Origin of the sequence: Anaerotignum sp., assembly GCF_017483025.1 — a bacterium.
Classification (GTDB): domain Bacteria; phylum Bacillota; class Clostridia; order Lachnospirales; family Anaerotignaceae; genus Anaerotignum_A.
In genome coordinates, this window is sequence record NZ_JAFUMA010000005.1 from 17,114 (window position 1) to 28,758 (window position 11,645).

The window sequence follows — 11,645 nt, forward strand, 5'->3', positions numbered from 1 at the left end:
GACAGGCTCCGTTAATAAATAACCTATGGGAGGGAAACAATCTATGAAAAATTATGCATCCAACAGAGTAAGAAACGTAGTTCTTTTGGGCCACAGTGGTTCCGGTAAAACGACATACTCCGAAGCAGCACTGTATTATTCCGGTGCAACAAAACGTTTCGGTAAGGTTGACGAAGGCAACACAGTGTCCGACTATGAAGCAGAAGAAATCCGCCGCAAGGTGTCTATCAATACATCCGTGATCCCCGTTGAATGGCAGGATACAAAGATCAACTTCCTGGATACACCCGGTTACTTCGACTTTGCAGCTGAAGTAAAACTGGCTATGAACGTGGCAGATACAGGCCTGATCATGGTTTCCGCAAAATCCGGCGTAGAAGTTGGTACAGAAAAAGCTTGGGAATACTGCGAACAAATGCACCTGCCTCGCATCATCTTCATCAACCAGATGGACGATGAAAACGCTGACTTCGAAAAAACACTGGCTGAGCTGCGTAAGGAATTCGGTAAAGCTGTAGCTCCTCTGCAGATCCCCTTCGATGATGAAGATGGTAACTTCGTTGGTTTCATCAACCTGATCAAGAGAGACGCAAGAAAGAAAGTAAATGGCAAGCTGGAAAAATGCGAAATGCCCGAAGAAAAGAAAGACCAGGTAGAAGTTCTGCGTTCCATGCTGGTTGAAGTAGCTGCAGAAAGCAGTGAAGAACTGATGGAAAAATTCTTCAACGATGAAGAACTGACAGAAGAAGAAATCTACGATGGCCTGCTGGCTGGTATTTCCAACCACAGCATCGCTCCTGTAATGTGTGGTTCCGCAACACTGGGCTATGGTGTAAAACTGCTGATGAACACAATCGTTCGTTTCACACCTCCCGCAATCGAAGCAAAGGCAAACTTCCATGCTTTCCACGATGGCAAGGATGTTGTTTACTGCTCCTCCGATGACGAACGCTTCTCCGCTTATGTATTCAAAACAATCGCTGACCCTTATATTGGCCGCCTGAACCTGTTCCGCGTTATGACAGGTAAACTGGATACAACAATGAGCGTTTATAATGAAGAAAAGGATACGGTAGAAAAAGTTGGCCGCCTGTATGTTGTAAGAGGGAAAGAACAGATCGAAGTTGACGAACTGCACTCCGGCGATATCGGCGCTCTGGCAAAATTGTCCAATACATCCACACAGGATACTCTGTCCCTGAAGGATGCAAACATCATCATCCCTAAGATCAACCTGCCCGGTTCCGTTCTGTGCATGGCGATTCAGCCCAAAGGCAAAGGCGATGAAGACAAGCTGTCTGCAGCTCTGGCAAAGATCAGAGAAGAAGATCCTACCATCAAAATGGAAGTGAACTCTGAAACAAAACAGACACTGGTTTACGGTGTAGGCGAACAGCAGCTGGATGTTATGGTTCAGAAACTGAAAAATAAATATAAGATCGAAGTTGAACTGAAAGATCCCATCATCCCTTACAGAGAAACAATCAAAGCAAAATCCTCTGTACGCGGCCGTTACAAAAAACAGTCCGGCGGTCATGGTCAGTTCGGTGACGTTGTTATGGAATTCGAACCTAGCTACGATACAACAGTACCTGTAGTATTTGAAGAAAAGATCTTCGGTGGCTCTGTTCCCAAACAGTACTTCCCCGCAGTTGAAAAAGGTCTGCAGGAATGCGTACAGAGCGGCGTTCTGGCTGGCTACCCTGTAGTAGGCCTGAAGGCAACACTGACAGATGGTTCCTACCATCCCGTTGACTCTTCCGAAATGGCGTTCAAGATGGCTACATCCGTTGCCTTCAAAGAAGGTATCCCTCAGGCAAAACCTGTTATCCTGGAACCCATCGAACATGTAGAAGTTCTGATCCCCGATAAATACATGGGCGATATCATGGGCGACATCACAAAACGTCGTGGTCGTATCCTGAGCATGGATGCAGTTGGTATGAAGAAATGTATCGTTGCAGAAGTTCCTACAGCTGAAATGCACAAATACGCTACAGATCTGCGCTCCATGACACAGAGCCGTGGTGAATACAGACATCGTTTTGAAAGATACGAAGAAGCTCCCATGGATGTTCAGAAGAGAATCATCGATGCCCGTGCAGCTGAAAAAGATAAATAATCATTTCTGAAAACAGAAAATTGTTGTAAATACAACAGATTTTTCTAAAACAGTATGATAAAATTACCACGAGAGGTTAGATTTGACTTCTCGTGGTTTTTTATATTTTTTTTGGATAGACTGAAATATAGAGGAGGAGATCCTATGTTAGATATTGCTATTATCGGCAGCGGCCCTGCGGCCCTTTCAGCAGCAGTGAATGCAAGACAGAGAAATAAATCCGTTTGTGTTTTTGGCAGAAGTCTGGATAGCTCGTTGCTGTTTGCGGCAGAAAAAGTGGACAACTACCTTGGCCTTCCTGAGATGAGTGGGGAAGAGATGTTGAATGAATTTTATGCCCATGCAGTGAAGCAGGGGGTGGAATTCAGAGAATGTCGCATCAGCCAGATTCTGTCCATGGGCGATAGATTTATGGTCAATGCAGATAATGAATTTATCCAGGCAAAAACGCTGATCCTTGCCATTGGTATGAGCAAAAGCCGCGGCATTGCGGGCGAAATGGACTATCTGGGCAAAGGCGTCAGCTATTGTGCAACTTGCGATGGCATGCTCTATCGGAATAAAAATGTTATCGTGGTGGGCGAAAACGAAGAGGGTGAGGCGGAAGCCAATTTTCTGGCAGATGTCTGCGCCAGTGTGACATATATCCCTTTGTATCAGCCTGTGATGAATCTGAAGGAAAATGTGCAGGTGAAGGAGGGCAAGCCTAAGGCTGTCCTTGGCGAAAACGGAAAAGTTTCTTCCTTAGAAATGGACGGAGAAACGCTGTCCTGCGACGGCATCTTCTTTGCTAAAAACAGCACGCCTCCCGAAAGCCTGTTGTTTGGTCTGCAGACTGATGGTAAAAATATTATCGTAAATCGCAGCATGGCGACAAATCTGCCTGGGGTATTTGCCGCCGGGGATTGCACCGGCACACCTTATCAGATTGCAAAAGCGGTAGGGGAAGGCTTGGTGGCAGCGCTCAGCGCAGCGGCTTATATCGACGCAAACAAATGAGAGAAGAGGGGCAAAAGTCTCTCTTTTTGAATTTTATGTGAATTTTTGAAAATCCCCTTGAATATAACAAAATATGGTGTTAATATATGTATTGTGATTTAGCACTCGAACAACCTGAGTGCTAACAGAGTGAAAACAAGGAGGTATCATAGATATGAAACTTACACCATTAGGAGATAAAGTCGTATTGAAACAGGTAGAAGCACAGGAAACAACAAAATCCGGTATCGTGCTGACCAGCCAGGCAAAGGAAAAACCCCAGGAAGCAATCGTAGTTGCTGTTGGCCCCGGCGGTATGGTTGGTGATACAAAGGTAGAAATGGTCGTAAAAGAAGGCGATCACGTGCTCTATTCCAAGTATGGCGCACTGGAAGTAAAATTTGATGGCGAAGAATATCTGGTAATGCGTCAGAATGACATTCTGGCAATTATCACAGAATAATTTAGGAGGCGTTTGAATCATGGCAAAAGAAATCAAATACAGCACCGATGCCAGAAACGCAATGGCAGCTGGTGTAGACAAACTGGCGAATACAGTAAAAGTAACACTGGGCCCCAAAGGCAGAAACGTAGTTCTGGACAGAAAATTCACAGCACCCCTCATCACAAATGACGGTGTGACAATTGCAAGAGATATCGAGCTGGAAGACCCCTATGAAAACATGGGCGCACAGCTGGTAAAAGAAGTTGCAACACAGACAAATGACGTTGCCGGCGACGGTACAACAACAGCAACAGTTCTGGCACAGGCGATGATCCAGGAAGGCCTGAAAAATATCGCAGCAGGCGCAAATCCCATCATCCTGAGAAGAGGTATGCAGAAGGCAACAGAAGCAACAGTAGCAGAAATCAAGGCAATGAGCCAGTCTGTAACAACAAGCAAACACATTGCTAATGTTGCAGCGATTTCCGCTGGCGATGAAGAAGTAGGCGCAATGATTGCGGAAGCGATGGATAAAGTGACAAATGACGGCGTTATCACCATCGAAGAATCAAAAACAATGAAAACAGAACTGGCTCTGGTAGAAGGTATGCAGTTCGATAGAGGCTATCTGTCCGCTTATATGTCTACAGATATGGATAAGATGGTAGCCGTTCTGGAAGAACCTCTGATCCTGATCACAGATAAGAAGATCTCCAACATTCAGGAAATCCTGCCTATTCTGGAACAGGTGATGCAGACTGGCAGAAAACTGCTGCTGATCGCAGAAGATGTAGAAAGCGAAGTTCTGGCTACTCTGGTTGTAAATAAACTGAGAAACGTATTCACATGCGTTGCTGTGAAGGCTCCCGGCTATGGCGAAAGAAGAAAAGCACAGCTGGCTGATATCGCTGCCCTGACAGGCGGTCAGGTGATCTCCGAAGAAATCGGTATTTCTCTGCAGGATGCAACATTGGATATGCTGGGTTCCGCAAAAACAGTTCGTGTTGAAAAAGAACTGACGATTATCGCCGATGGCGCGGGCAGAAAAGAAGCCATCGATGCACGTATTGCTCAGATCAGAAAAGGCATGGCAGAAACAGAATCCGATTTTGACAGAGAAAAATATCAGGAAAGACTGGCAAAACTGGCTGGCGGCGTAGCTGTTATCAAAGTTGGCGCAGCTACTGAAACAGAAATGAAAGAAAAGAAACTGCGTATGGAAGATGCTCTGGCAGCAACAAAAGCGGCAGTGGAAGAAGGCATTGTAGCCGGCGGCGGTACAGCACTGGTGCATGCCATCGATAAAGTAAAAACAGAATGTGCAGGCCTGACAGGCGATGAAAAGACAGGCGCAGAGATCGTCATTAAGGCTCTGGAAGCGCCCCTGCGTCAGATCGTAGCCAACGCTGGTCTGGAAGGTTCTGTAATCGTGAATAAGGTAAAAGAACTGGATGACAGCATGGGCTTCAACGCACTGACAGAAGAATATGTAGAAATGGTGGAAGCGGGTATCCTGGACCCTGCAAAGGTAACAAGAAGTGCGCTGCAGAATGCGACATCTGTTGCATCCACATTCCTGACAACTGAAGCTGTTGTTGCAGAACTGCCTGCAAAGAATGCTCCCGCAATGCCTGCTGATCCCGGTATGGGCTACATGTAATATGTGTGACATGGCGGAGAAAACATGACGGAAGATATTTGCGGAGCAAAACATGAGTATTCGTAGGAATACGAATGACAGCTTTCGACATTAAGAATTTTGACCCTCTCTTTTCGAGAGGGTTTTTTTCTTTTTCTCAATGAGAATTTTTCAATCCTTTTGGGCAAAAAAGAAAAATATTTTCCATAATTCTTGAAAAATTTGTATGATACGACACACATGTGCGTACACTGGAGACATTGTTTGAATTTATGAAAAAAATGTCCCTCCAGAAGGAACTTTTTTCGTGATTTCTATTGACTTTGCCGAATTGTTTCATATATAATTGTTAAGGTTGATAGCTGGGCTGTTTTATGTCGAAATTTGCCTGGTATTGACTCAAAAAGGAAAAAATGAGGAGGGATTTTTGTGTTACAGGTATTTGATATCATTGGGCCCATTATGATCGGTCCTTCCAGTTCACATACAGCAGGTGCTGTACGTATTGGCAAATATGCCCGTTCTGTACTGGGTACAAAACCAGTAAAAGCTGTGATCCGTTTCAGCGGCTCTTTCGCGAAAACATATAAAGGTCACGGTACAGACAAAGCAGTCATTGCAGGTATCCTGGGTATGGATACAGACGATGGCCGCATCCGTAATAGCATGCAGATCGCTACCGAAGAAGGTCTGGACTTCACATTCGTCGAAGAAGATATCGATGGCGCTCACCCCAACACAGCAGAGATCACACTGACAGATGCCAATGGCAAAACTGCTCTGATCCAGGGTGCTTCCATCGGCGGCGGCAATATCGTGATCCACAAGATCAACGATACAGAAGTTTCCATCTCCGGTAAGTCTGATACATTGGTTATCCCCCATGATGATATTCCCGGTATGATCGCCGTGGTTACAAACATTCTGGCGGACAAAGGCGTAAACGTTCACGGCTTCTCTCTGGGCAGAGACCGTAAGGGCGGCACAGCCGTTATGACCATCGAAATCGACGGCAACATCGATGAATCCATCAACGAAGCGATCATGGAATGCCCCAACATCCACGCATCCACGATCCTGAAAGCAATCTAAGAAGGAGAGGTGGAAAAATTGTTGAAATATGATTCTATCGCGGAACTGGTCAATGAAGCGGAAAAGAGAGGCGTGAAGCTTTCTCAGTTGGTTCTGAAAAGCCAGGCAGCGATCGCTGAAAAATCCGAAGAAGAAATGTTCAAAACAATGGAACGCTCTCTGCAGGTCATGAAGGAATCCGTACAGGATGGCTTGGACCCTGTAAAACGTTCTGCCAGCGGCCTGACAGGCGGCGACGCGTTCAAAATGAACGAAGTGCTGAAAGCAGGCAAAACAATGGTTGGTCCTTTCTTCGGCAATGCAATGGTGAAAGCCATCGCTGTTGCGCAGACAAATGCCTGCATGGGCAGAATCGTAGCATCCCCTACAGCGGGCAGCTGCGGTATCCTTCCTGCTGCACTCTTAACACTGCAGGAAGAAAAAAACATCCCTGATAAAGACCTGGTTATGGCGCTGTTCACAGCATCTGCAGTTGGTATCGTGATCGCAACGAATGCCAGCGTAGCAGGCGCGGCGGGCGGATGTCAGGCTGAATGCGGCGCGGCAAGCGCAATGGCAGCGGCAGCCATGGTTGAACTGTGCGGCGGCACACCCAAGCAATGTGAACACGCTTGTGCCATCGCGCTGAAAAATATCCTGGGTCTGGTATGTGACCCTGTTGCAGGTCTGGTTGAAATTCCCTGCATCAAAAGAAATGCCGGCGGCGTAGGTAACGCTCTGGTAGCTGCAGAACTGGCTCTGGCTGGTGTAGAAAGCCACATTCCTGCGGACGAAGTCATCGTAGCGATGAAGAAAGTCGGCGACATGATGTCTTCTACACTGAAGGAAACAGCAGAAGGCGGCCTGGCAACTACACCTACAGGCAAAAAGCTTTGCGAAAAAGTATTTGGTTGATGCAAAAAAGCAAACCGTCATACTTTTCATATTAACTTTTTCGTACAAACCGTATCGTAACAATGCAATCATAAGAAATATTACAATTTAATAGGAGAAGGTAAAAATGAGTATTATTCAGAAATGGAATAGCATTTCCTTAGTAAAAAGAATCATCTGCGGCCTGATCATTGGTGCAATCCTGGGTCTGGCTGTTCCTCAGGTAACTGTAATCGGTATCCTGGGTACACTGTTCGTAGGCGCTCTGAAAGCAATCGCTCCCATCCTGGTATTCTTCCTGGTAATGGCTGCTCTGGCTTGCGGTCAGGAAGGCGGCGGTAAAACAATGGGTCGTGTAGTTGCTCTGTATCTGATCGGTACATTCGCAGCTGCCGTAATCGCAGTACTGGCTTGCCACTTCATCCCCGTTGTTCTGCCTCTGGGCTCCGGCGCTTCCACAGAAGGCTACACAGCTGCAGGCTCTGTTGGTGAAGTATTCTCCAACCTGCTGTCCAACATCGTAGCTAACCCCATCGGTTCCATGGTAAACGCTAACTACCTGGGTATTCTGTTCTGGGCTGTAATCTTTGGTCTGGCTCTGAAAAAATCCAATGATACAACAAAGAAAGCACTGAACGATTTCTCTGAAGCAGTTACATTTGCTGTTAGAACTGTAATTTCCTGCGCTCCCTTCGGTATCCTGGGTCTGGTATTCACAACAGTATCCGAAAATGGTCTGGGTATCTTCACAGAATACGGTAAAGTACTGGCAGTTCTGGTTGGCTGCATGGCTTTCGTAGCTCTGATCCTGAACCCCATTATCGTATGGACACAGATCAAATCCAATCCCTACCCCCTGGTAGGCAAATGTCTGAAAGATTCCTTCATCACAGCATTCTTTACAAGATCCTCTGCTGCTAACATTCCTGTTAACATGACACTGTGTGAAGAACTGGGTCTGGACGAAGACAACTACTCCATCTCCATCCCTCTGGGTGCAACAATCAACATGGCTGGTGCTGCTATCACAATCACAGTTATGACTCTGGCTTGTGTAAACACACTGGGTATGGAAGTGCCTCTGGCAATGAAAGTTCTGCTGTCCTTCGTAGCAGCTATCTCCGCATGTGGTGCTTCCGGCGTAGCTGGTGGTTCCCTGCTGCTGATCCCTCTGGCATGCTCCCTGTTCGGTATTTCCAACGACATCGCTATGCAGGTTGTAGGTATCGGTTTCATCATCGGTGTAATTCAGGACTCTTGCGAAACAGGTCTGAACTCTTCTACAGACGCACTGTTCACAGCTGCTGCTGAATTCCATGATATGAAAGCTGCAGGCAAAGATATCTGGGCTTGGAGAAAGAAATAATTTTTCAAAATTAAATTTTTTAGCAACAAAAACATACATACATTTATAAATCAAATTACGGTTGGTACGAATCCCCTCCGTCACGAAAGTGGCGGAGGTTTCTTTCTTTTCTGGTTGTGTTTTTTGGGAATATTCCTTATAATAAGAACAAGTCATGCAAAAATGACGAAGCTAACTATTAGCCTTTTAGGGGAAGAGAGAAAAGAGTGGTATCATGACACTACCGAAGCTTTATAGAAAAAGATTCATGCCAAACGAGGTCGTTTATTTAAAGGATGACATCATCGTGTATCAGGATGAAAATGTGATGGTGACGAAATGGGATGTGCTCCATCCTAAGGCAAAATTCAGCCATGGCGTATCCTGCTATTATATGGATAAGGGATGGAAAATTAGTAAATTCCTAAACAAAAACGATGAACTTGTTTATTATTATTGTGATATTATAGATACAACATTCCATGCAGAGGAAAATTTTTATGTTTTTACAGATCTGCTGGCGGATGTTATTATTTATGAAGATGGCTCTGTCAAGGTGGTGGATCTGGGCGAGATCGCAGATGCGTTGGAAGAGGGCATTATCACGGATAGGGAAGTAAAGCTGGCTTTGCGCAGATTGGATGCTTTGCTGGAAGTGATCTATAGCGGAGGCTTGCCTGAAATGATTCGATTTATGGAAACGAAGGTGTGACGGATGGGAGTACATGACGGACACCGAGACAGGATGCGGCAGCGCTATTTACAGGAAGGTCCCGATGGCTTTGCGAACCATGAGCTTCTGGAAATGATTCTCTATGGCGCCATTCCCAGAGGGGATACGAATGAGATCGCTCATCATTTGCTGAGGGAATTTGGCTCTATTTCCAATCTTATCGAGACAGACCCTTATGAGATCGCCAAAACGGCGGGTGTAGGGCTGAAAAGCGCTGTATTTATTTCCCAGCTCCATGAACTGGTCAGAAGGTATGATAAAGAAAAAAGAATGGAAAAACCCCAGCTGACTTCTCCTCGAAGATGTGCGGAGTATTGTATTTCCCTTTTGAATCACTGCACGACGGAACGGTTTTATGTGGTTTGTCTGGACAGCAGAAGAATGGTCATCCATACGGCAAAAATTTCGGAGGGAACAGTAGAGGAATCGGCAGTTTATCCCAGAGCGGTGGCGGAGGTCGCCCTTCGGTATAAATCCACCGGCATCGTATTTTGCCATAATCATCCCGGTGGAAGGGTGACGCCTTCCAATGCGGATACCCAATTGACAGCCAGTCTGAAAAGGATGCTGGCACCTTTGGGGGTGACGGTCATCGATCATATTATCGTTGGGGAAGGGCAGTATTTCAGTTTTTTTGAAAATCATTTGCTGAAAGATGAAAAATAAAAAAGGAGGATTCCTGATATGAATAAAAAATTATATCGTTCTACAAGCGACGTAAAAATTTCTGGCGTATGTGCCGGCATTGCAGAATATTTTGGTATGGATGCGACCATCGTGCGTCTGATCTGGGTTTTGGGCACGCTGATGAATGTTTTCATCGGTATCGTTGCCTATGTGGCATGTGTGTTTATTGTTCCTGAAGACCCCGGCTGTATCGATGTGGATTATAAAGAAAAGCAGTAAAGCTGTAAGATAAAAGGAGTGTAATTACTATGGCAGAAGAACAGAAAAAACGTATTTTCAGCGGCATGCAGCCCTCCGGCGTCATCACCCTGGGCAATTACCTGGGTGCCCTGAAAAACTGGACAAAGCTGCAGGATGAATATGATTGTCTGTATTGCATCGTGGATATGCATGCAATCACGGTCCGTCAGGACCCTGTAAAGCTGCGTAAACAGGCGAAAGATCTGCTGGTGCAGTATCTGGCAGTTGGTCTGGACCCCGAAAAGAATATCATGTATTACCAGTCTCACGTGCCTCAGCATGCGGAACTGGGCTGGATCCTGAACTGCTACACATATATGGGCGAACTGAACAGAATGACACAGTTCAAGGATAAATGTGCGAAACATGCAGATAATATCAATGCAGGTCTGTTCACATATCCTACACTGATGGCGGCAGATATCCTGCTGTATCAGACAGATCTGGTGCCTGTAGGTGAAGATCAGAGACAGCATCTGGAGCTGACAAGAGACCTGGCGCAGCGCTTCAATGGCGTTTACGGCGATGTATTCAAGGTTCCTGAAGCATATATTGGTAAGGTTGGTGCCCGCGTTATGGCTCTGCAGGACCCTACAAAGAAAATGTCCAAATCCGATGAAAACCAGAACAATATCATTACTTTGATGGATGATCCCAAGGTCATCATGAATAAGATGAAGCGTGCCATGACAGACTCTGATAACGAAATTCGTTTTGCGGAAGAAAAGCCCGGTATTTCCAACCTGCTGAGCATCTATTGTGCAGTTACAGGCAAGACCATCCCCGAAGCAGAAAGAGAATTTGCAGGTATGGGTTATGGCACATTCAAAACAGCCGTTGGCGAAGCCGTTGTTGCTGATCTGGAGCCTGTACAGAAGCGCGTGAAGGAACTGGAAGCAAACAAGGATTATCTGGATGCCATTATCAAAGACGGTGCGGAAAAAGCAAGTCGCCTGGCAAACAGAACATTGACAAAGGTGCAGAAGAAGGTAGGTTTACCTAACCGAATCAGATAATTTTTGCATAAACCCTAGAAATTAGGCAAAAATCTTGGTTCAAAATACAATTTACACCAAATTTACACCAATTGCTGAAACCCTTAATATAATAGTATCCTATTTAGCTCAAAAAATTGAGGTTTTATTAAGAGTTTTCTAAAATAACGGAAAAATCTTACACCAAAATCAATGAAAAATGCAATATTCACGATGTTTGTATATTCAAACATTTTTCATACAATAACAAGGTGTATGATAAACTTTATTTAAGAAAAATATGGAATCGAAAATGAATTATCTTCGGATAATGCTTTTTTCTTTTTAATTACGAAAAATTTAGATAGATATAAATAGAAAGACTAACTATTAAAAGTCAAGTCAAAAAATCAAAATTTTAAGTAAAGTGCAGAAATACTTTTCAAGTAAGTTAGAACCTTAAAAATTGCATGACAAAAAGAGCATCGTACGGATGCTCAGAGGAGTAATCGGAAAA

The 11,645-nt window shown here is 45.0% G+C and carries 11 protein-coding genes; all 11 read left to right on the forward strand.

Annotated features, from left to right (window positions below; translation table 11 throughout):
• Positions 1 to 43 precede the first annotated feature (43 nt).
• The 11 genes from fusA to trpS all read left to right on the forward strand — a co-directional run bounded on the left by fusA (position 44) and on the right by trpS (position 11,170).
• Positions 44 to 2,122 carry an elongation factor G gene (gene fusA, locus IJ369_RS00170; protein WP_290714531.1) on the forward strand — a complete coding sequence of 693 codons (2,079 nt, stop codon included), beginning with the start codon at positions 44 to 46 and terminating at the stop codon, positions 2,120 to 2,122.
• A 144-nt stretch (positions 2,123 to 2,266) separates the two neighbouring features.
• Positions 2,267 to 3,121: an NAD(P)/FAD-dependent oxidoreductase gene (locus IJ369_RS00175; RefSeq protein WP_290714533.1), complete on the forward strand. Its 855-nt coding sequence runs from the start codon at positions 2,267 to 2,269 to the stop codon at positions 3,119 to 3,121.
• Positions 3,122 to 3,275: 154 nt separating this feature from the next.
• Positions 3,276 to 3,563, forward strand: coding sequence for a co-chaperone GroES (locus IJ369_RS00180; RefSeq protein ID WP_290714535.1), 288 nt, complete (start codon positions 3,276 to 3,278; stop codon positions 3,561 to 3,563).
• Between the two features lie 19 nt (positions 3,564 to 3,582).
• On the forward strand, positions 3,583 to 5,205 hold the full coding sequence (gene groL, locus IJ369_RS00185) for a chaperonin GroEL (RefSeq protein WP_290714539.1): 1,623 nt from the start codon (positions 3,583 to 3,585) through the stop codon (positions 5,203 to 5,205).
• A gap of 408 nt (positions 5,206 to 5,613) precedes the next feature.
• The gene (gene sdaAB, locus IJ369_RS00190) at positions 5,614 to 6,276 is read left to right on the forward strand and encodes an L-serine ammonia-lyase, iron-sulfur-dependent subunit beta (protein WP_290714542.1); all 663 of its coding nucleotides are present in this window, start codon (positions 5,614 to 5,616) and stop codon (positions 6,274 to 6,276) included.
• Positions 6,277 to 6,285: 9 nt separating this feature from the next.
• On the forward strand, positions 6,286 to 7,170 hold the full coding sequence (gene sdaAA, locus IJ369_RS00195) for an L-serine ammonia-lyase, iron-sulfur-dependent, subunit alpha (RefSeq protein ID WP_442859653.1): 885 nt from the start codon (positions 6,286 to 6,288) through the stop codon (positions 7,168 to 7,170).
• 106 nt (positions 7,171 to 7,276) lie between these two features.
• Positions 7,277 to 8,515 carry a serine/threonine transporter SstT gene (gene sstT / locus IJ369_RS00200; RefSeq protein WP_290714545.1) on the forward strand — a complete coding sequence of 413 codons (1,239 nt, stop codon included), beginning with the start codon at positions 7,277 to 7,279 and terminating at the stop codon, positions 8,513 to 8,515.
• Between the two features lie 214 nt (positions 8,516 to 8,729).
• Positions 8,730 to 9,206, forward strand: coding sequence for a DUF402 domain-containing protein (locus tag IJ369_RS00205; protein ID WP_290714547.1), 477 nt, complete (start codon positions 8,730 to 8,732; stop codon positions 9,204 to 9,206).
• 3 nt (positions 9,207 to 9,209) lie between these two features.
• Complete coding sequence (gene radC, locus IJ369_RS00210; protein WP_290714549.1) at positions 9,210 to 9,893, forward strand: RadC family protein; 684 nt, start codon at positions 9,210 to 9,212, stop codon at positions 9,891 to 9,893.
• A gap of 18 nt (positions 9,894 to 9,911) precedes the next feature.
• A complete protein-coding gene (locus IJ369_RS00215) occupies positions 9,912 to 10,133 on the forward strand; it encodes a PspC domain-containing protein (RefSeq protein WP_290714551.1) in 222 nt (73 codons plus the stop codon).
• Between the two features lie 29 nt (positions 10,134 to 10,162).
• On the forward strand, positions 10,163 to 11,170 hold the full coding sequence (trpS, locus tag IJ369_RS00220) for a tryptophan--tRNA ligase (RefSeq protein ID WP_290714554.1): 1,008 nt from the start codon (positions 10,163 to 10,165) through the stop codon (positions 11,168 to 11,170).
• The last annotated feature ends 475 nt before the right edge of the window (positions 11,171 to 11,645 follow it).

What these genes read in the sequence shown, in the direction of transcription:
- fusA (WP_290714531.1), top strand. Translation starts at nt 44, where the DNA reads ATGAAAAATTATGCATCCAACAGAGTAAGAAACGTAGTTCTTTTGGGC.
- IJ369_RS00175 (WP_290714533.1), top strand. Translation starts at nt 2,267, where the DNA reads ATGTTAGATATTGCTATTATCGGCAGCGGCCCTGCGGCCCTTTCAGCA.
- IJ369_RS00180 (WP_290714535.1), top strand. Translation starts at nt 3,276, where the DNA reads ATGAAACTTACACCATTAGGAGATAAAGTCGTATTGAAACAGGTAGAA.
- groL (WP_290714539.1), top strand. Translation starts at nt 3,583, where the DNA reads ATGGCAAAAGAAATCAAATACAGCACCGATGCCAGAAACGCAATGGCA.
- sstT (WP_290714545.1), top strand. Translation starts at nt 7,277, where the DNA reads ATGAGTATTATTCAGAAATGGAATAGCATTTCCTTAGTAAAAAGAATC.
- IJ369_RS00205 (WP_290714547.1), top strand. Translation starts at nt 8,730, where the DNA reads ATGACACTACCGAAGCTTTATAGAAAAAGATTCATGCCAAACGAGGTC.
- radC (WP_290714549.1), top strand. Translation starts at nt 9,210, where the DNA reads ATGGGAGTACATGACGGACACCGAGACAGGATGCGGCAGCGCTATTTA.
- IJ369_RS00215 (WP_290714551.1), top strand. Translation starts at nt 9,912, where the DNA reads ATGAATAAAAAATTATATCGTTCTACAAGCGACGTAAAAATTTCTGGC.
- trpS (WP_290714554.1), top strand. Translation starts at nt 10,163, where the DNA reads ATGGCAGAAGAACAGAAAAAACGTATTTTCAGCGGCATGCAGCCCTCC.